At 40.9% G+C, this 19,131-nt stretch carries 20 protein-coding genes and 2 pseudogenes; 9 read left to right on the forward strand and 13 right to left on the reverse strand.

Going from position 1 to position 19,131, the window contains the following annotated elements; translation table 11 throughout:
• The 5 genes from EDM53_RS04775 to EDM53_RS04795 all read right to left on the reverse strand — a co-directional run.
• On the reverse strand, positions 1-191 hold a 191-nt coding region (locus EDM53_RS04775; protein WP_165379651.1), incomplete at its 3' end, for a class I SAM-dependent methyltransferase.
• A gap of 28 nt (positions 192-219) precedes the next feature.
• A complete protein-coding gene (locus EDM53_RS04780; protein ID WP_130122519.1) occupies positions 220-534 on the reverse strand; it encodes a YbaB/EbfC family nucleoid-associated protein in 315 nt (104 codons plus the stop codon).
• 19 nt (positions 535-553) lie between these two features.
• A complete protein-coding gene (locus EDM53_RS04785; RefSeq protein WP_130122520.1) occupies positions 554-2,512 on the reverse strand; it encodes a DNA polymerase III subunit gamma/tau in 1,959 nt (652 codons plus the stop codon).
• 96 nt (positions 2,513-2,608) lie between these two features.
• Positions 2,609-3,727 carry a PLP-dependent aminotransferase family protein gene (locus tag EDM53_RS04790; RefSeq protein WP_130122521.1) on the reverse strand — a complete coding sequence of 373 codons (1,119 nt, stop codon included), beginning with the start codon at positions 3,725-3,727 and terminating at the stop codon, positions 2,609-2,611.
• A gap of 81 nt (positions 3,728-3,808) precedes the next feature.
• Entirely contained in the window at positions 3,809-4,699 is an 891-nt protein-coding gene (locus EDM53_RS04795; protein ID WP_207215485.1) for a 4-hydroxybenzoate octaprenyltransferase, read from the reverse strand.
• 236 nt (positions 4,700-4,935) lie between these two features.
• Here EDM53_RS04795 and EDM53_RS04800 point away from each other — a divergent pair, with 236 nt between their 5' ends.
• The 3 genes from EDM53_RS04800 to EDM53_RS04810 are packed head-to-tail and all read left to right on the forward strand — an operon-like array spanning position 4,936 to position 6,718.
• A complete protein-coding gene (locus EDM53_RS04800; RefSeq protein ID WP_130122523.1) occupies positions 4,936-5,691 on the forward strand; it encodes a YebC/PmpR family DNA-binding transcriptional regulator in 756 nt (251 codons plus the stop codon).
• Positions 5,688-6,176, forward strand: a complete 489-nt coding sequence (ruvC, locus tag EDM53_RS04805; protein WP_130122524.1) for a crossover junction endodeoxyribonuclease RuvC — start codon at positions 5,688-5,690, stop codon at positions 6,174-6,176. The genes EDM53_RS04800 and ruvC overlap by 4 nt, the downstream gene beginning before the upstream one ends.
• A 53-nt stretch (positions 6,177-6,229) precedes the next feature.
• A complete protein-coding gene (locus EDM53_RS04810; protein ID WP_165379653.1) occupies positions 6,230-6,718 on the forward strand; it encodes an LptA/OstA family protein in 489 nt (162 codons plus the stop codon).
• Positions 6,719-6,896: 178 nt separating this feature from the next.
• Here the strand turns inward: EDM53_RS04810 and EDM53_RS04815 are convergent, their stop codons facing one another.
• On the reverse strand, positions 6,897-7,097 hold the full coding sequence (locus EDM53_RS04815; RefSeq protein WP_130122526.1) for a hypothetical protein: 201 nt from the start codon (positions 7,095-7,097) through the stop codon (positions 6,897-6,899).
• A 122-nt stretch (positions 7,098-7,219) separates the two neighbouring features.
• On the opposite strand from EDM53_RS04815, the gene hemW reads away from it, so the two are divergent.
• Both hemW and EDM53_RS04825 read left to right on the forward strand, forming a co-directional pair.
• Positions 7,220-8,371, forward strand: a complete 1,152-nt coding sequence (gene hemW / locus EDM53_RS04820; protein ID WP_165379654.1) for a radical SAM family heme chaperone HemW — start codon at positions 7,220-7,222, stop codon at positions 8,369-8,371.
• A gap of 101 nt (positions 8,372-8,472) precedes the next feature.
• The gene (locus tag EDM53_RS04825) at positions 8,473-9,651 is read left to right on the forward strand and encodes a hypothetical protein (protein ID WP_130122528.1); all 1,179 of its coding nucleotides are present in this window, start codon (positions 8,473-8,475) and stop codon (positions 9,649-9,651) included.
• Positions 9,652-9,708: 57 nt separating this feature from the next.
• Here EDM53_RS04825 and EDM53_RS04830 read toward each other — a convergent pair whose 3' ends face one another.
• From EDM53_RS04830 to EDM53_RS04840, 5 genes and pseudogenes are all read right to left on the reverse strand, one after another.
• Positions 9,709-10,239: a DNA polymerase III subunit chi gene (locus EDM53_RS04830; protein WP_130122529.1), complete on the reverse strand. Its 531-nt coding sequence runs from the start codon at positions 10,237-10,239 to the stop codon at positions 9,709-9,711.
• Positions 10,220-11,365: a hypothetical protein gene (locus EDM53_RS06610; protein WP_458693815.1), complete on the reverse strand. Its 1,146-nt coding sequence runs from the start codon at positions 11,363-11,365 to the stop codon at positions 10,220-10,222. The genes EDM53_RS04830 and EDM53_RS06610 overlap by 20 nt, the downstream gene beginning before the upstream one ends.
• A pseudogene (locus EDM53_RS06615) lies at positions 11,351-12,883 on the reverse strand (NAD-glutamate dehydrogenase domain-containing protein); the annotation flags it as partial. The pseudogene EDM53_RS06615 and the gene EDM53_RS06610, both read right to left, overlap by 15 nt.
• Positions 12,884-12,907: 24 nt before the next feature.
• Positions 12,908-13,426, reverse strand: a pseudogene (locus EDM53_RS06620) (hypothetical protein); the annotation flags it as partial.
• 42 nt (positions 13,427-13,468) lie between these two features.
• The gene (locus tag EDM53_RS04840) at positions 13,469-14,560 is read right to left on the reverse strand and encodes an LptF/LptG family permease (protein ID WP_130122531.1); all 1,092 of its coding nucleotides are present in this window, start codon (positions 14,558-14,560) and stop codon (positions 13,469-13,471) included.
• 79 nt (positions 14,561-14,639) lie between these two features.
• Here EDM53_RS04840 and EDM53_RS04845 point away from each other — a divergent pair, with 79 nt between their 5' ends.
• Together EDM53_RS04845 and EDM53_RS04850 are read left to right on the forward strand one after the other, a co-directional pair.
• Positions 14,640-15,143, forward strand: a complete 504-nt coding sequence (locus tag EDM53_RS04845; protein ID WP_165379655.1) for a DUF3576 domain-containing protein — start codon at positions 14,640-14,642, stop codon at positions 15,141-15,143.
• A gap of 27 nt (positions 15,144-15,170) precedes the next feature.
• Entirely contained in the window at positions 15,171-16,181 is a 1,011-nt protein-coding gene (locus EDM53_RS04850) for an RluA family pseudouridine synthase (RefSeq protein WP_130122533.1), read from the forward strand.
• On the opposite strand, the gene ruvX is transcribed toward EDM53_RS04850, so the two are convergent.
• The gene (gene ruvX / locus EDM53_RS04855) at positions 16,176-16,667 is read right to left on the reverse strand and encodes a Holliday junction resolvase RuvX (RefSeq protein ID WP_130122534.1); all 492 of its coding nucleotides are present in this window, start codon (positions 16,665-16,667) and stop codon (positions 16,176-16,178) included. The two genes, EDM53_RS04850 and ruvX, sit on opposite strands and share 6 nt — an antisense overlap.
• 67 nt (positions 16,668-16,734) lie before the next feature.
• Between ruvX and gatC the strand changes: the two genes are divergently transcribed.
• Entirely contained in the window at positions 16,735-17,022 is a 288-nt protein-coding gene (gatC, locus tag EDM53_RS04860) for an Asp-tRNA(Asn)/Glu-tRNA(Gln) amidotransferase subunit GatC (RefSeq protein ID WP_130122535.1), read from the forward strand.
• A gap of 10 nt (positions 17,023-17,032) precedes the next feature.
• A complete protein-coding gene (locus EDM53_RS04865; RefSeq protein ID WP_130122536.1) occupies positions 17,033-17,707 on the forward strand; it encodes a response regulator transcription factor in 675 nt (224 codons plus the stop codon).
• 52 nt (positions 17,708-17,759) lie between these two features.
• Here EDM53_RS04865 and EDM53_RS04870 read toward each other — a convergent pair whose 3' ends face one another.
• Positions 17,760-19,004 carry a hypothetical protein gene (locus EDM53_RS04870; protein WP_130122537.1) on the reverse strand — a complete coding sequence of 415 codons (1,245 nt, stop codon included), beginning with the start codon at positions 19,002-19,004 and terminating at the stop codon, positions 17,760-17,762.
• Positions 19,005-19,131: the final 127 nt, after the last annotated feature.

The raw sequence follows: 19,131 nt of genomic DNA on the forward strand, positions 1-19,131 counted from the left end.
TCTATCAAGTTTGCCCCTTGTACAGGGAACATTTCATCAATCAACCTCCCCTTCCAACAACGCTGGACGCCAAGGCTGATTATATCGTTCATCACATCATACTTGTCCGCTACACCATCAAAGACTTCCTCCACCAAGATTCGCTTTTTGGCTCTGTCAACCTTTTGAAAGCCAAAGCTTACCTCATCCATACCGTAGCAAATTCCTATCTGGAGTTTATTAAATTGGTAACTTCATCATCTCAAGAGGAATACCAAGCGTTTGCATTTCCTCTTGTACCAAAGCATCAGCATTGCTTTTTGCGTTCTTCAATGCCGTTACTATTAAATCTTCCAAAATTTCTATGTCATCTCCCGACGATACAAGGCTTTTGTCTATCGATATTTTCTTTATCTCGCCCTTGCCGCTAACAGTCGCCTTTACCATTCCTCCTCCAGACGTCCCGGTCACATCAAGAATGTCTAGCCTTTGCTGCACTTCTTGCATCTTGTTTTGCAGCATACTAGCCTGTTTCATAATTTGATTAATGTTCATGTCCCTAATAGTTGTTGTGTTAAGTTCTGTTCACCTTCATATCAAATACTTCTAGACCTGTAAAGGCGTTTAAAGTGCTTTGCACAAGGTCCCGTTGCACCACTTCATTCATCACCTCTTTCTCTTTCTTCAAATGCTCCTCAAATGGAGTATCTCCCCTATCATCATTTGATCTGATGATATTCCATTTTACTCCAGTCAACTTTAACAATGTCCTTTGAAGCACTATCAAGAGATCCTTTTGGCATGATTCTAACATGTACAAAGTCATTTCCGGAGGGCTAAAATGAACCACTTTAACATGGTGAATTAAGTTATGATACAAAAAGAATTCTGTCTCTTCCAACAACAGATTTGTCAAATCTTCAAAAGTTCCTATACTTTCAATAGGTTGTATATTTTGACTTCTAGTGTCTTCCAGTTGATCTTGTGCTGGTGCATCGACAGCTTTACTTTCAACCATATTTTCCTTGAGCAAAGGCGGCTCATCAATCTTTAGCTTCTTCCCTTTTCTTTTTTTTTCTACAATAGCATTTTCTGATACATGTTCCGCAGCTTTTTGCTCTGGCTCTACATTTGATATATTTGTGCCTTCAGCAACCTGCTCCTTTAACAATGGAAGATCAGAAGCTTTTGACTGTTTTTTTGATCTTTCTTTCGTTTGCCTTGTAGCAACATCCTGCGACCTTTGCTCTCCAGCTTTTTGCTCTAGATTCTCAGCTAGCTCCTCAACAACGGGCACGACAGCAGCTGGTATCCCATTATCCGTAGCATTGAATGACTCAGCGTTTGAGTCGAGATCACGCAGCAATTTTTCAGGAGACGGAAGACTGATCATATGGGCTATCTTCACCAGGAGCATCTCCAGCGCTATAAAGTGAGACACGCTCCTCTGTATATCATCAGCTCCTTTAAGAAGGATTTGCCAGCATCTCGACAAGTCAACCAAAGACATTGAGCGAGCATAAGTCGCATACCTGTTCCACTCAAACTCTGGAAAGTCAAAGATGTTCTGTATATTGGCGACTTTTATTTTTGTAATCCGGTATACCATCGTCGATAAGTCTTGCACAATCAGTCCAGAGTCAACTCCAGAACTGTATAAAGTATAAGCCACTTCGAGACATTCATTAACCTTGCCCTTCATGAGGCTTTCAAATAAAGAAAATAGTATGTTCATATCCGATAGACCGAGTATCTCCCTCACCACGTCCTCTTTTAACACCCTCTGCCCGTATGAGATTGCTTGGTCTAATATCGACAGACCATCTCTAATAGAGCCACATGCAGCATGCGCAATAAGAGTTAAGGCCTCTCTTTCAAATTGCACGCCTTCCATTTGTAAAATATTAGCGTAATGCGCAACAAGAGCAGGCACATCAAGCATTTTTAGGTCAAATCTTTGGCATCTGGAAAGTATTGTAATCGGTATTTTCCTAATCTCGGTTGTAGCAAGTATAAATTTCACATGCATAGGAGGCTCTTCAAGCGTCTTTAAAAGTGCGTTAAAAGCATTTAAAGACAGCATGTGCACTTCATCTATGATGTAAATTTTGTATCTTGCTACTGTCGGTTTGTATCTACAGTTTTCTATCAGCTCCCTAATATCCGCAACCCCCGTATGACTTGCTGCATCTATCTCCAGCACATCCTGATGCCTGTCTATATCAATTGCGAGACAGTTGCTACAGACACCACACGGATCTGTGACCGGTAGCCCATTCCCATCCGGACCGATACAGTTCAAAGCTCTAGCGATTACCCTCGCCGTAGTAGTCTTTCCAATACCTCTTATACCAGTTAGTATAATTGCAGGAGCAACTCTACCAAGCTCTATAGCATTTGAAAGCGTTTTGACGAGGACAGGTTGGCCTATCACATCAGATAACCTCTTGGGCCTGTGCTTTCTTGCCAAGTTCATAAACACTGTTGGCTTGACTTGCGGAGCCTGCTCTTCAGTAAATAACGGTGCCTGCATATTGATTTGAACTATCTTAAGTGTTTGCGCGAGTATAGCACAACTTTCGTTGATTTTGCTTTAATTTTTACTACCACATAACGGTCATCAACCAAATTATTCAAAGTACCTTTTGACTTCCTGGGCAAGTATTGGCAGAAGTACATCAAGGTCTTTTGATTCAGTAGTCGAGCCACACCACAGTCTAAATGCAGGAAAAGCGCTTGGATGGTTTACTATGTCTACGGCTATACCCTCACCAGCAACTTTGGAGGCTATCCTCCTCAAGATGTCAAAGTGCTCGTCCATAGGCATATGTTCAAATGCTTTGACTATAATACATGGCGTGGTGTTGGAAGGAGTGCTTGAAGAAAACCGAAATACTTCACCTTGAGTGACGTGTTTTTTAAGCGTTTCAAGATTGTGAAGTGACTTTGCGATCATACCGTCCAGCCCCCCTACCCTCTCAGCCCAATCCAGGCAGACAATAGAGTCCTCGACGCAAAGCATTGAGGGAGTGTTCGTGATTACCCCTTCAAAGATAGGATAATGTATCTTGTCATCTCTCTTGAGCTTCAGCAACCTTGGTATAGCCCATTCAGGAGTATACCTTTCAAGCTTTTGAAGAGCCCTTTTGCTAAGAGCAACCATACCGTGGGCTGCTTCTCCTCCAAGGCCTTTTTGCCAAGAGAAACAGTATGCGTCTATCTTGTTGTAATCCACAGGTATTGCAAAAGCGCTAGACGTTGCATCTGCAATCACGAGATTATTCCGTTCTGTAGGAATCCAGCTTAAATCGTCGTAATATGTACCGCTCGTAGATGCATTGAGCGTAATGATCAAGTCCGCTTTTGCATCGTAGTCTAATGGCGGTAACTCACCCCATTGCGCAGGCTTTAAAACTTTTGCGTCTACAGGTAATGCGATAACGTCATCAGCCCATAGTTGACTAAATACATCGACGACATGGCAGACTACCGGCACCTCCCCTATCAGATTCCAAATAGCAGTCTCAACAGCACCTGTTGCAGATCCAGTTACGATACCAAGTACAAATTCTTCGGGCAATTTCAACAAGGTTTTAGTTCTGTCAATGACCGCCTTCAGCTTTTTCTTTGCAAGATCAGAGCGATGAGATCTACCTACGCAAGCGTCAGACAGCAAGCTTAAGTTCCAACCTTGAAATTTACGTGCAGGACCAGAGGAAAAGTGACCTGCAAAACGATCTTGTAGCATGTGAAGTACTCTTTGAATTACTACCTTCTGAGACTATAAATGCTCCTACAAAAAAATCACTATAAAATTCATAGTGATTTTTCATAGATACGTCTTGCCAAACATAAAAGCCAATAAAATGGCACATCCATAGTATACATGATGTTTGAATTTTTTTCGGCAATCCTCTGGGTCAGATACCTGAAGTGTGTCTACGGTGGAATATAACCCAAACGCCGCACATCCTAACAATACATAAAATAACGTGCTCATGTTTGTACTAACACCAACCAACAGTATTAGCACGATAAAAGATGAGTATAATTGATACAATATGCTATGTATCTTCTCCTCATATTTTATACCCATAGATTTTAGTCCTATCTTGGTATCGTCGTCTTTGTCCTGCAATGAGTAGATTGTGTCATAAGCGATTGTCCATAGTACAGAAGCAATGTATATGAGCAATGGATTGAATGAAGCTTTTGTACTGACTGTCAGGTATGCAACAATCACACCAAGATTAAACACAAACCCTAAAAACACCTGCGCGTAACTTGTGTAGCGTTTCAAGAACGGGTATATCACCGTCATCACTCCAGCTATCAAACACAGCACAATGCTTGCATATGACAAAACAAAGAGCGGTATCATGCCCAATAAAGCTAAAAACATCAAAGCATATGTAGCCTCAAGTTTTGTAACTGCTCCAGATGCTAGCGGTCTGTTTTTAGTTCTACTTACTTGCTTATCAAACTCTGCGTCCACCATGTCGTTGATTATGCAACCAGCACTTCTAGCAATCAATCCGCATATGGCAAATAATGGTATAAAAATTACCATTTCCAAGACCGTATTAGCTAATATAACAATCACCCAAAGTATAGGCAACACAAGTAGCAAATACCCAGTTAGATTGTCCAATCTCATCAGTTTATAATATTTGTTTTGTGTGATTGTTTGAAGGCTGAGAGACTGGTGACAACGCGACATAAGGTCTATTAAGCGATCTATTTGACTACATATGCAGTGATTCAGCACATCGTAACAATTTTTCTTTTGTTTCTCCATTACACTTCCGATACTGTATTGCTTTATTTGGAATTGTTGCTAATATTTTGCCATATTCATTTGATTATTGTAATATCAAAAAAGCCTTGATATGTTTAATCTAACGGCGCAACAGCATTTCGGCAATAGCAAATTTAGAGTTTGGAGTCAGAGAATCTATGGCAGGACATTCAAAATTTAAAAAGATCGCTCATCACAAGGGCGCACAAGATCAAAAAAGAGCAAATATATTTACAAAGCTAAGCAGAGAGCTGTATGTAGCTGCTAAAGCCGGACTTCCAGATCCAAATTGCAACGCAAGGCTTAAAACTGCTATTGCTGCTGCAAAAGCTGCCAATATGCCAAAAGATAAGATTGCAAGCGCTATGCAAAAGGCGACATCTCATCATGAGGGGGTTCATTATGAAGAAATGCGCTATGAAGGATACATGCATGGAGGTGTTGCTTTTATCATTGAGACGCTTACAGATAATAAAAATCGCACATCATCAGACATTAGAGCAGCTTTTCATAAATACCATGGCTCATTAGCAGAAAATGGCAGCGTATCTTTTATGTTTAGCAAAGTAGGAATAATCACCTACCCTCTGGCTAAAGGCTTACCTGAAACCTTCTTACAAGCATCCATGGAAGCGCAGGCAAGCGATTGCATTTCAGATAACGAAAAGCACACCATCATATGTAGTATAGAAGCATTCAATGATGTAAGGGAAAAGTTTGAGCACGTCTTCGGAATATATGAATTTGCTGGAATCATATGGAGACCAAATGAATATGTAACCGTCGACAGTGAGCAAGGGGAACAAATACTAAAGTTTGTCGAAGTGCTTGAAGACAATGATGACGTACAGTACGTTGCAAGTAATTTTAAAATCTCCGGTGGTCAGACAACAGCTACGTTACATCATAAATGACCAGAATTATAGGCGTCGATCCTGGTCTTAGCAGGACCGGGTGGGCAGTGATAGAATGTCATGGTAGTCATGTGAGCTACCTTGGTGCGGATACGATACTTACAAGCTCAAAAGATCCGATTGGCCTCAGATTTAGTACGATCTTTCGTGAAATCAACTCTGTAATTCAAACGTACATGCCTGAGCACTCCGCTATTGAAGATACATACGTTAATGCGAATTTTGAATCTTCCCTTAAATTGAGTCAGGCAAGGGCTATAGCGATACTAGCGCTTGAGTTAAAGCAATTAGGACCGGTTTCATATCCAGCCAGAAAAGTAAAAAAGACGCTTTTGGGTTATGGCGGAGCAGATAAGGAGCAGATGCTCAAGATGGTGGGCATGATCCTACCAGCAGCAAATGTAAAAAGCCCTGACGCTGCCGATGCCCTAGCAATTGCTCTTTGTCACTTTTATTTGGGACTCAATCAACGATTATTTGAATAAAAAACCACAGCATGTTCAAAGGCAAACTCAAGAAAATATACCGGTACCAGCGTATGAAAGTCATGTTGCTTGTGATATCGTTCATTATGATAGGATCTACGGCACATGCACTTGAACCACAGGCTTTTGGAGTTGGTGACATAGAAATTACATCAGATCACCTTGTCATCGACACTACAACCAAGAAAGGTACATTCACAGGCAGAGTAAAGGTAGTGCAAGGTACTGCGACTTTGTTGTCCAACAAGATGGTCGTGTATTATGACGATAGTGAGAATGCCCCATCTAATATGAGCAACAGCATTTCGCATATAGACTTATTTGGTGACGTTGTATTTCTCACTCCTGACGAAAAGGTCACAGGGAAGTCAGGCACTTACAACTTCAAAAGTTCAATATTGACACTTGTAGGGAACGTAGTGCTTAGCAACAAAAAGAACGTCATGACTGGTGAACGTTTCACATACGACAGAAACAAAGGCAAAGCTTCATTATCGACTTCTGGAAATAACAGAACAAGGGTCTTGCTCTTGCCTGAGTAAAATAAGGTAAAATTTTTCCTAGCGTGCTTTTCTCTTGGTTCTCCTCCCCTGCTCTCCGAAGCTTTTTCGGCCCACTTTTCAGCAGCTTGTCGGATTTTGGTATGATGCCAATTCTCATTTTTAAATGATTCAAAACGGATTTTGTGAAACTCGGCTCTGCGCAGGTATTTCAATATGCTTACGCAGCCTCATCCTCAAATCCATTTGCCTGATTTAATCTGAAACTTGGTATGATGCCTCTCATAGAATCCCACTTTTTCCAATACGCTCTTAATTCCCTCTTTGATTCTCCTGCTCTCTTGTCCGTATCCATCGAAATATCCCCGTTCAAGCTCCTTAACCTCTCGCATCTCCCCCTTTTTTTATTAACGTTTGACATCTATCTTTTAATAGTATTATAAAAAGGTTAATATTTTATCAACACATCACATAAAAGTTTTATCGTCTTGCTTACAAGAATAGATTACTGTAGCATGCGAAAAAACGTTTTGAATCCTTTCAGTGCAAGAGTGTGCAGTATACGTACATTGGCCGTTTTGCAAGTTTAAGTGCCCTTATTGCGACTTCAATAGTCACGTCAGAGAGGCTATCGATCAGGACAGGCTCCTCCAGGCCTATCTCAAAGAGATATCTTACCATAAGCTTCTCTTTCAAAGATATCGCATTAAAAGCATCTTCTTTGGGGGCGGTACACCATCATTGGCAGCACCAAAGGTAATTTCCGCTATCATAGATGCAATATTTCAGTATAACTGCGCAACAAATATTGAAGTCACACTTGAGGCTAATCCAACTTCCGTCGAGAATTCTAAACTTGTTGAATATAAAGCCGCAGGAGTAAATAGGGTTTCTATAGGTGTGCAAAGTTTCAACCAGGACAATCTCAAGTTCCTAGGTAGACAACACACCGTGGGCGAAGCACAAAATGCAATCAAACTAGCCGCACAAATCTTTGATAATTACACATTTGACCTGATGTATACGTTGCCGCATCAAACATTGGAAGACTGGGTCAAGGAGCTCACCGCCGCTCTACCACTAATTCAACACCATGTGTCACTTTACCAACTCACGATAGAAAAAGGCACAGAATTTTATAGCCGTGTAAAACACAAAGAATTTGTCATGCCTTCTGATAACCTTTCAGCAGATTTCTATAACGCTACTCAGGAAATAGTGGAAAGAGTGAATCTACAACGATATGAAGTATCCAACCATGCTGTTCCAGGTCGGGAGTGTCTACATAATTTGAATTATTGGCAGTACGGTGATTACGTAGGAATAGGGGCTGGAGCTCATAGCAGATACGAAGATCATACCTGTGATGGAGTTGCTGTACATGGTCAAGCTTCCAAGATTGCGACGGTCAACTGGCACTTGCCAGAAAAGTGGCTGACCTCGGTCGAGCAGCACGGCCATAGCATACAAAATAGGGAGAGCCTCACCATACAGCAACAGTATCAAGAGATGCTACTCATGGGGCTGCGCCTCACAAATGGAGTAAGCTCATCTGCAGTGCTAAGAACAAGTGCATTGAGTAACATGCTTCAACAAGGTTGGCTGTGTGAATCTGATGGGAGAATCAAAATCCCAAAGCAACATACACTTCTCACGGAACAAATCATAAAGAGCCTATTGCTATGTGAAGAGTAGATGTCCTCACTACCCTAGAAGACCTGGCGCTATACACTCAAAGTTGACAACAGTACAACATATGAATTACCATCGTCTAATGGGGTCATTGGTATAATTATATGCACTATCGTTCCGCTTGGTTTTGGATACACGATGTCGGTCTTGGATTGCTGTTGCCGTTCTACTCTGCTAAGTTCCTGACAGCTTCAATTATTATCTTGGGATCTGTTAGAAATTACCTGGTATTTGATTATTACTTATTCTCAACCCTCAGAGGGGCATTGTTTCTAGCAGTTGTACACCAACTAGGTTCAGATTATGTATTGTTTGGAAAACACGGGACGATGAAATTCAGTAAACGCTTTCCGGATGCGACTAAGGACATAGCATGTAAACTTTCAACCGTCATCGATTATGTCAATAATAACATCTACAATACAAAGTTAGAATTACCACACGTTTTCCAATCAATTGTGAAGTCTGCTAAAAATACTGTGGGTGATGTATCCTCACCAACCAGTCCCTATCACAAATTCCAGAGAACTTGGTCAGATGCTATGAACACCGATCGGTCCACGATCATCAAACACTTAGCACGCCTCACAGCAATGCCTGCAATGTACAAAGAAGATAAAATGCTTGAGACGTTCTCTCACCTGTGTGGTTTTAAGTACAGTCCTATTAACAAGGATCAAGATGATAACATAACGTACGATAGAATATTTAGTGCAGGCACTCAAAATATGGTCACTGAGGTATACAGAAGCCTCTCTTCCACATTCACTTCGACTTGTCTCAAACTCGTCACAATCACAAATAGTCCTATCAAGTCAGATCAAAAGATCTGGAAGTATCTGGACTATGTTGTTGCGCAATATTCAAACAAGAATGAGACAATACCATCCATCAGCGATGCGATAATTGAACACTTGAAAGGTTGTAGGAACGAACTCATCAGTCATTTGCAAAGCATGACCGCTCAAGGTGTTCAGAGCCTCAATATTTCACAGTTTAATATCACATGCCACAACGGTTTCGGTACAGTCCCCAGCTCAAGCAATCCAGAAGAAATGGAGCGTTTTCTGGACATATACGGCCCACAGGTCAGAGCAACATGCAAATTGGATGGTAAATTTACAAAGGCAATAGCACAAGCGTTGGAAATCCTAACAGATGATATGGCAGTCCTCCGAGCTTTAGCGGCATACATGGATCTAAAAACTGATGCAGGGTCAGAATTTGATACAAATACAGAACAGCTACAAAATGGCACCGCGAATTATGATATGGATGCTTGAAGCCGTTTAAACACCAGAAGCAATAGTTGCCTGAAAAAATGATATAGGACCAATGTATTAGTCCATCGCTCGTCGTACCCATCGATCATCTTTGTACTCTATGATAGTCGTATTTGGAGTAATTTCAGGGGTTGCATTTAACCGCTCCAATACTGACTGAACGCTTGAATCATCACAAAAATAGAGATACTTTTCATACTTCGTTGAATGCGTCTTGATGATATCAAAGCTGATTTCACCACTGTGAATACCATCGATGTTTACTTCAGATACAAAAGCAAAAAAGTTGCTTCGATTTTGATTATCAAAGTGGGAAGTGGTAATGTATATCGGACTGTCTTCCTTGATACCGTCATCTTGATAAGTCGCATGTGGTAAAAAGGAAAGCTGCTGATATGTCCACAGCAGCCTATCCAAAGCTTCCACGCTTTTTTGATGGTCGCAAAATATCACAATTCGATTTCCTTTTCCAACAATACCTTCAAGTAACTTTGGAAAGACCTTTATAAACTGGCTACTTTCCAAAACGTAAAGATTTATAACAACAGTCTCTGAAATTGCTGTTTGTTTAACTTCGTCTTGCTTCATCTACAATCTTCCTAAGGTATTGTATAGCAACAATGATACGTGCCATTTTGGTATGGCCTTGTTCACTCCCTTGAGAGGCGATATCCATTACATTGATCATGAATGCTTTATGTGCATCACTTTCCAAGCCATGACGTGTTGTCGCTTTGCCATGATCAGATCGTAATGTTAATATTTCCACCAAAGCCATACGTAGCTCCTCAACCTCACAGCAGAGTATTTTCAGAGCTCGGCGCTCCAATTCGTTGGAACTACCGTTTAAAAGCTGCTCAATTTCGAATAATATTGTCTCAAACTGCATTGCATTTGAACAACTCTCAAAGATTTTGAGAACAGACGATAGAGATGCACCCGTCTTGTCGCTAATCAATGATATTTCTAATCCTTTTGATAAGTCTGACATTAGACAAGTCCCTTTGGGATTATCACCGGAACCATCAACGTCATCAGATTGTAGGGCTGCAATGTTGTTCTTATACTGCATTACTACTTTTTCAATGTCCTCAAGATCATGTTGATGGTACCTCAGTAACCACTCCATCATCCTGTTCATACCAGACTGTATCTGTACAAAGCTATTGAGCCTACCATTTGCATCTTGAGCTTTAGAAGCTGTCTCAATTTCCATCCATAACCGGTCAAGTTGTATTATCTCTTGAGATGCTAAAAAGGCAAAGAGGATGTGAGAAGCGCTACACCCGTATTCCTTCATCATGCTATGAAAACATGTGCATCCCATTGTATTGACAAACTTGTTGGATAAAACTGTCACCACAAGCTCATCCCTCAAAGCGTGATTAAGTATGTACTTTTTAAATTTCTGTTGCATCAGTACAGGAAAGTAGGACACCACATAGTTATCAAAGTGGCTTCCAGTAAACATCCCCCTGCCCTTTAGCAATGATGCTATTGAGTTTTTTGCATAGGCAATGAGCACAGCGATCTCTGGCCTCGTCAAACCCTTACCTTCCTCTGCAAGGACCCTAAAATTTACATCCGTTGGTAAAAATTCGGACGAGCGATTTAACTCTCCAGTACTTTCAAGAAATTGGATCAGAGATTCGTGTGATTTGAGCCTTTTGACCGCATTAAAAGCCTCAGTAGAGACTATTTGAGTTTGCTTCACGTTATCTTCCAACACAAGAGTTGCCACGTTTTCTTCCATTTGTGCGAGGATTTCGTTTCTCTCATGCATGTTTAGAACCCCATCTTTTAAGATAGGAACGAAGGCGATCTTAATGTTAACTTCATGGTCTGAACAGTCAACTCCTGCAGAGTTGTCCAAAGCATCTGTGTTAAGTCTACCACCACATCTTGCATACTCTATTCTGCCAAGTTGCGTAAACCCAAGATTACCCCCCTCTCCTACCACTTTACACCTTAGCTCACCTCCGTTCACCCTGACATCATCATTATCCTTGTCATATGCGTCTGCGTTCCCTTGGGTCGTGGCTTTGACGTATGTTCCAATGCCCCCGTTCCACAACAAATCTACTGGAGCTTTTAATATAGCCCTAATCAGCTCGTTGGCAGACAATGTCTCCTTGGAGATCCCTAAAACGGATTGTATTTCTGGGGATATCCTGATGCTTTTTTCAAGCCTGCTATATACGCCACCTCCTTTGGATATCAAGCTTGCGTCATAGTCTTGCCATCCAGCATGCTTTAGCTTGAATAATCTAACTCTCTCCTGGTAACTTGCATCCAAATTTGGATGCGGATCTAAAAAGATATGGCTGTGATTGAACACAGCAACTAGCTGTATGTTTTTAGATAGCAACATACCGTTACCAAAAAGATCGCCAGACATACCCCCTATACCAGCAACAGTAAAAGGTTGTTCTGGATCTATACCTAAGTATTGAAAGTGTTCCATTACTGATATCCAGACACCCCTTGCAGTGATAGCCATCTTTTTGTGATCATAGCCAGCGGAACCACCAGAGGCAAAAGCATCTCCCAACCAAAAATTACGTTCTAGTGAAATCCGATTTGCATAGTCCGAGAAAGAAGCAGTACCTTTATCTGCAGCGACAACCAAATAAGGATCGTCCCCATCATACCTTACAACAGCTTCTGGTGGGACTACCTTACCCTCCACAAGATTGTCGGTAATCTCCAGTAAGGCTTGTAGGAAGATCTTATAGCATCTGACACCCTCTTCCAAATAGGCATTATCCTGTGGAGAGACTTTTTTTACTATAAAGCCACCTTTTGCACCAGTCGGCACTATAATCGAGTTTTTGCTTAGTTGGGCCTTCATTAAACCAAGTATCTCCGTTCTAAAATCTTCTAAACGCTCTGACCACCTTAAACCGCCCCTGGCAATTTTTCCTCCCCTCAAGTGTATCGCTTCAAATGCAGCAGAATAAACAAAAATCTCAACAAAAGGTTTTGGTAAAGGCACGTCAAAGCTTTTTACTTCGGATATCGCAATTTTTAACGATACATACAAGTCAGACTGTTCCAGAGCTTGAGCATGCTCCAAATTTATTAGGCTTTTGAACTGAAAGTAATTTGTGCGCTTCGTCGCAAGAATTAAATCCAAGTATGCATACAACGCTCTCTCTTCCCGGATTATCGGTACATCAGCAATGGCAAGCTTGATTGTGCTTGTCAGTGCCTCGATGTCTTCTTTTAACACAGACTTTGTAACGTCAAATTTTGTTAAAAAAAGAGACAATAATAGCCGCGTTACTTTGGTATTGTTTCTTAGTGTTGTGATAATATCGCAAATTGGTACGTCAAAGCTCACCTGTTTTAGATATTGAGCATAAGCCCTTAAAAGAAGAGCCTGACCGCAATCAATATCACACTCAACAATTGTAGCATTAAAGTCGTCATCGTCCAATGTACCAGACCAAATCAAGTGTAGTGCTACCTTGATGCTTTCCAAAACATTATCAGAGATCTCCGTGACCTGCACTGTATCCTTTACCCTCAGCTGTAAGGAATGAGAATATATCTGTCCGCTTGACTTTGTAACGGCATCGACCACCTCCAACCCCAATCTCATGAGCGTACCAACAAGCGATGACAATGTAAGAAGCTCTTTAGAATATATTTCCATCTTTAAAGAGAGTGGTTCCACAGCCCTATCAATATTGATCTCCCTCACACCCTTAAGAACAAGATTGGAAGATGAGGTAGCAAGGTTATGTTCGTTATCCTGGTCTATTAACAACATAAATATCCTCCTGAAATACTGATTGATATAAATTTTGGCTGTTTAACCATCTTCGTAGTGAAGAGTCAAGTACAGCCCTATACTCATGCATATCAAAGTAGGCGCACTACAAGAAAGCATTAAAGGAATCCTGCCTGATATACCAAGCGCACTGATCAGATCCGACACGAAATATATCACAATACCAAACATAATACCAAGCGTAATATTTCTACCGGTTTTGGAAAATCGAGGCATAGAGGTCGAGAAGAACAAACTTACTAGAACAAGCGAAATGTAAAAAAATGGGGATAAAAGGGTTTTGTATAGATAATTTAAGTGTCTAACAGTCGAAAAACCGGAATTTTTTGTAGCTTCTATAAAACTCTGTAATTTGTAAATTGGAATCGTCTCCGGGTGTACCAAACTCTCCTTGATCTGTCCAAAGCTCATGTTGGTAGGTATACAATTTACATCAGTTCTCTCTACGTAACCCTGCTCTTGTACTATGTCAACATTGTGTAGGCACCATTTACTTCCCTCCTCTAACTCTGCGTACTCCGCGTCCATTCTTTGAACAAATTTATGCTCTTGATCTGTAATAAAAAATATCACGTCCAGCAGCCTATTTTGGTGCTCTGAGATTTTCGTGGCATGTACTATTATGTTGTTGTCACCAACCGTATCTCTAAGCCACAAACCATTGGCCGATACCATCACAGTAGTGCTAGTTTGTCGTTTTAAATGGGTTGCATATAGCTTTTCATATTTGTGCAATATGCTGGCACCTATTGGATTAAAGATGAAAATATTTACCATACCCACTATAAATGCAATCGTAATCACCGGACACAAAAATTGCCAAACCGAGACACCACAACACCTAGCCACTATCAATTCAAACGTTTTAGTGATAGAAGAGTAAGTCATTATGGTCGCTATGCATATCGCAAATGGTAATACTTGCTGTATATGCTTGTAGTTTTTCATCATTGCTAACTTTAAAAGCACCAACCAGCCTAATTCGTTTCCATATGCGATTCTTAATAGCTCCATGCAATCAAACATAAAAACGATACTACAAATTCCACCTAGTACCATCAAAAGGTAGAGCATATACCTTTTTGCTATGTAGCCAAATAAAGTTCCTATCACCAGAGTTAATTAGTTATTGATATTTGTATAAAAAACCATTATAATGTCTCTTTATATTAGCGGTCAACAACCATTGTTTATGAAAAAAATTCTTTACCCCATCCTTATCTCCTTTTTGACAGTCAGCTGTAGCGGCAAAAATGACAGTCAAGAATACCCCAAAAGCAAAGAAGAGCGAGAAGCAGAAAGAATAGGCAAGATAACTGGCAAAAACGGCATCGTGTTGTTTGGAGGTGACTCTAAGACTCATAAGTCCAGGGTCGACGCCATTACTGTTAACGCTTACCTGTGGCGCGCTGTTTTAGATGCTGTACATTTCATGCCTTTGCTTTCAGCTGATCCGTTTGGTGGCACAGTAATAACAGACTGGTATGCTAAAGATCCAAAGGCAAAGGAGAGATTTAAGTTTAACATCATGATCATAGGCCCCGAACTTAGGGTTGATGCTGTAAAGGTCTCAGCGTTCAAACAGATCAAAATGGGCAATACGTGGACAGATTCACAAGTCAGCCCTCAATTGGCAGAAAATTTGAAACAAAAGATTCTGGTGCATGCGAGAGCTATGAGAGTGAACGACCTGTAATCTTGCTGTTTGCTTTTTTGCACCACAGTGCATACAGAGGCATATGTTGGAGCTAAAAATAACGCTTGTGCAAGTCTATCGATGCCCCTTGCTACCGTAAAAGTTTTGGAATCGGACAAAAACATCAGAATAGATAGGTGGTTTAAGCGCCACCTTTCGCATGTTACCTTCACACAGGTAGCAAAGTTAGTACGCCAAGGTCGTATTAGAGTGAATGGATTCAAGGTGAATGTATCCACCAGAGTTCAAGCGGAACAGGACATTTCTTTTCCTGGCGAGCTGACTGTAGTACCAAGCACACCTCATATCAAGGTAATTTCAAACAAGCATAAGACGGAACTTGTCAAAAAGCTAAAAGAAGCAATCTTGTATAAAGACTCCGACATTATTGCATTTAACAAGGCAGAGGGAATGTCTGTACAAGGCGGTACAAATGTCCATATTGCAATAGATGATGTATTGGATGAGTTTAGATTTGAAGCAGCTGAAAGACCAAGGCTTGTTCATAGACTGGATCGTAACACAACAGGAGTGTTGATCATTGCAAGAACTAGGGAGGCAGCGTCTTTAGTATCTGAATCCATAAGAAATCATATGATGAGTAAAGAATACATTGCAATTCTACACGGTGTACCACAGCCTATGACAGGCCAAATAACAGCTCCGATACTTTTACGATCAGAACACGTTGAGCAACCAAAGCTCTTGGAATCTTTGTCATTATATGAAGTATTGGCATATCTCAAAGACAAAGTATCATTGGTAAAATTTCAACCTCAAACTGGAAGAAAGCATCAACTGCGGCTTCACGCATTGCACATAGGACATCCAGTTCTTGGCGATGAACGATATGGCTCTCAACCATTACAACAGGGAATCAAAGAACGATTATACTTGCACTCTTACGTCACAAAAATCAACTACAGAGAAAAAGCAATAACCGTTAAGGCGCCACTGCCGGCTTACTTCTCAGAAGCTTTATCTGTTCTTGGATTAGATATCAGCCGATTATCATATATTACTAAGAAGGATTTATAATACACCAGTCTGAAGTGATAAATTAGCCATATTAACAAATCCTTCAAGGATAATCGATGCAGATAGCTGATCATCAACAGCATGGCGCTTTTTGCGCTTCATGTTCACCATCTTTAGAAGAGAGTGGGCCATTTTAGTGGTGTATCTTTCATCGTAAAATATTATCGGAGTGTCAATGCGCTCGCTAACCATCATAGTAAACTTCTGCACCGCACGACTATTCTCCTCCATTTGCCCAACATTAGATAGCGGCAACCCAACAACCACCCCATCAATTCTTTGCACTTGTATTTCGTTTACGATCATGTCCAAATCAGATTTGATACCACTTCTAAATAGTACCTTATGCGGAATAACAATATCTATGTTGCTAGTACACACCGCAGTACCTATTCTCTTGTTGCCTATATCCATCGACATTAGCCTGTATACTAGGTTAATTTCTCTAATTTTTTGCAAAAATATATGATGATCTGTGTGAATCATATCTTGAAATAACGTAAAAATCTTTGTACAACATAAATTAAATTTTAATATATTTCAAAACTTTAATATGTCAGTCAGTATCGAATTGGTTAACAAAATTGCTCATCTTGCACGTATAAAAATTCAAGATTCTGAGCTTGAGACGTATAAAGACGAGCTTAACAAGATACTGGATTGGGTGTCTCAGTTACAAGAAGTCAATACTGACGATGTTGAACCCCTTGGTAGCGTTATCTTTAGCGAATTACCACAAAGAGAAGATAAGGTAATAACCACCAATACCAAGGATGAAATATTAGAAAATGCTCCAAATAGCAAGTACGGATATTACGTAGTGCCTCAGGTGATAGATTAAGTACTTCACTATGTTAACTCACATACTCATCGTAGACGACACAGAAGCTATAAGAGAACTGACAGCAGCTTTTCTTAGAAATCATGGATACGTTGTGTCTACAGCAGCAAGTATTAAAGAGTGTGAGTGGTATCTTACTCAGTGCGTCTTTGATATTATCATCCTTGACATTATGATGCCTCACGAAAGTGGTCTATCATTTCTACGACGGGCCACACCAAAGATCAACACCCCCATAATACTTCTCACAGCCCTTGGGAACGTAGATGATAGAATATGCGGTTTGGAGAGTGGTGCAGACGACTACCTAGAGAAACCATTTGAACCAAAAGAGCTAGTACTTAGAATTAAGAATGTTTTAAAACGACACGCTGACAAACACCATCTTAACGAGTGCCACTTTGGCCAGTTCGTTTTTTATATGCGAGAGGGTTGCCTTTATCGCAATAACATTCCTGTACAATTAACAAGCACTGAAGTGCAATTATTAAAGATACTGTCTAAAAAATCCGGCAATACAGTCTATAGGAACGAGTTTCACATACACTTTCCTAATGTCACCGATCGCAGTATTGACGTGACCGTTGCTCGATTAAGAAAGAAGCTAGAGAAAGCAAGAAGCATACCAGAGTTTTTACAAACTGTACGAAGCAAAGGTTATATATTGCGGGGTGTTCTAAAGTAGGTGTAGCAAATTACCATAACCTAGACCTCGAGAGATCTTAACCACAGTCGTCCTAGTCAGCGAAGCCTTCAGGCACTTGAGGTCCAGGTGCTTGAACTTCAGGTTCTTGAGTATTTGGATCGTTCAAGCCTTCAGTATCCGCACTGTCGCTATCGCTGCTAAACTGAATAAGATCGGGTTCTGGCCCATCTGATTGCGGTGCTGGAAGTGGAGCAACAGGAGCGCCACTGTTCGCAGCACTATTCCAGTCGATCTGCTCCTGGACAACTTGCCGTTGTCGCAACAGAGAGGATGCTGGTGCTACTGGGGGTATAACATCATTGGTCTCTCCATTATCTGGAATATCCAAATTCAGATCAAGGTTTTGGAAAGCTTGCGATGTTTGTGATGGGTGTGAGCTTATACTGTCTGAATACTCAATAACCTCAGAACCCCCATCTCCTAAGCCCTGTGGAGAGACAATAGCAGCATTGCCATCGTTTCCAGATGTTGAAGGCTCAGAGTTAAGGGAATCATGTGGCAATTGTGATGGCTGCGAGTTCATACTGTCTAGACATAGTTTATCCTCTCCATACAGAACCATTGTTGTGCATGAAGTTGTACGGGAAGTGGGGGTCCCTGAAGAAGTATCCTCTTGCTGCTTTAACAACTCGGCCTTCTTGAGCTCTACGGCGCTCCTTTTTCTTGGAGACACGTAACGACCACGTGGTACTCCTGATAATGTAGTATGCGTACGATGAAGCTCTCCCTCTTGCTGTTCTGTGCTTACTACACTTGACGTATGATGCAACATAGGCATCGAAGCAGCACCATGTAACAGTGATGTTACTGAAGAAGCACGCAATGCTTGCTTCTGTAGAGAGCTTTCTGCTGCTTCCTTCTCCTCCTCCTTCTTCTCATTCTCACCCCATCCACTATCTCCTCTATCATCCTTATTATCATTACCATCATTGTTATTATTGCCATTATCTCCTTCGCCCTGAACCTCAGGCCCCTTAGTGCCCACTGATGGTTTATAATAGTACTTCCAAACCTTGTAGAAGAATCCTGGAAACACAACTAACCCGACTAATGATACAGCTGTGTAACCTATGTACTTCCAGTACAACCCAGAGCTGCAGCCTCCTTTATCTAACGTTTTAATAAGCTCATTAATCGTGACTGACTGTACAGTTATCTTTCGCTCCATGCCTGCATAGCGCTTTTGTAGGAGTTGTACTTCTTGTTGTAGAGATTGTGCTGTTTGTAATAACCTTGCTACTTCCATTCTTAATTCATTCTCTTGCGTTTGTGCCATATTTATTCTATCCCGTTTTGTTACCCCTAGGACCAGTATACCATAAAAATAACATTTGAAATGTATGAAAAGTAGTTGACATATCGCATATCAAAGCTATTTTAGGTGATGTACTAAGGTTTGCACT

Source organism: Rickettsiales endosymbiont of Peranema trichophorum (genome assembly GCF_004210275.1).
In the GTDB taxonomy this organism is placed as follows: domain Bacteria; phylum Pseudomonadota; class Alphaproteobacteria; order Rickettsiales; family Midichloriaceae; genus RICK02.

What these genes read in the sequence shown, in the direction of transcription:
- EDM53_RS04780 (WP_130122519.1), bottom strand. Translation starts at nt 534, where the DNA reads ATGAACATTAATCAAATTATGAAACAGGCTAGTATGCTGCAAAACAAG.
- EDM53_RS04785 (WP_130122520.1), bottom strand. Translation starts at nt 2,512, where the DNA reads ATGCAGGCACCGTTATTTACTGAAGAGCAGGCTCCGCAAGTCAAGCCA.
- EDM53_RS04790 (WP_130122521.1), bottom strand. Translation starts at nt 3,727, where the DNA reads ATGCTACAAGATCGTTTTGCAGGTCACTTTTCCTCTGGTCCTGCACGT.
- EDM53_RS04795 (WP_207215485.1), bottom strand. Translation starts at nt 4,699, where the DNA reads ATGTCGCGTTGTCACCAGTCTCTCAGCCTTCAAACAATCACACAAAAC.
- EDM53_RS04800 (WP_130122523.1), top strand. Translation starts at nt 4,936, where the DNA reads ATGGCAGGACATTCAAAATTTAAAAAGATCGCTCATCACAAGGGCGCA.
- ruvC (WP_130122524.1), top strand. Translation starts at nt 5,688, where the DNA reads ATGACCAGAATTATAGGCGTCGATCCTGGTCTTAGCAGGACCGGGTGG.
- EDM53_RS04810 (WP_165379653.1), top strand. Translation starts at nt 6,230, where the DNA reads ATGAAAGTCATGTTGCTTGTGATATCGTTCATTATGATAGGATCTACG.
- EDM53_RS04815 (WP_130122526.1), bottom strand. Translation starts at nt 7,097, where the DNA reads ATGTCAAACGTTAATAAAAAAAGGGGGAGATGCGAGAGGTTAAGGAGC.
- EDM53_RS04825 (WP_130122528.1), top strand. Translation starts at nt 8,473, where the DNA reads ATGCACTATCGTTCCGCTTGGTTTTGGATACACGATGTCGGTCTTGGA.
- EDM53_RS04830 (WP_130122529.1), bottom strand. Translation starts at nt 10,239, where the DNA reads ATGAAGCAAGACGAAGTTAAACAAACAGCAATTTCAGAGACTGTTGTT.
- EDM53_RS04845 (WP_165379655.1), top strand. Translation starts at nt 14,640, where the DNA reads ATGAAAAAAATTCTTTACCCCATCCTTATCTCCTTTTTGACAGTCAGC.
- ruvX (WP_130122534.1), bottom strand. Translation starts at nt 16,667, where the DNA reads ATGATTCACACAGATCATCATATATTTTTGCAAAAAATTAGAGAAATT.
- gatC (WP_130122535.1), top strand. Translation starts at nt 16,735, where the DNA reads ATGTCAGTCAGTATCGAATTGGTTAACAAAATTGCTCATCTTGCACGT.
- EDM53_RS04865 (WP_130122536.1), top strand. Translation starts at nt 17,033, where the DNA reads ATGTTAACTCACATACTCATCGTAGACGACACAGAAGCTATAAGAGAA.
- EDM53_RS04870 (WP_130122537.1), bottom strand. Translation starts at nt 19,004, where the DNA reads ATGGCACAAACGCAAGAGAATGAATTAAGAATGGAAGTAGCAAGGTTA.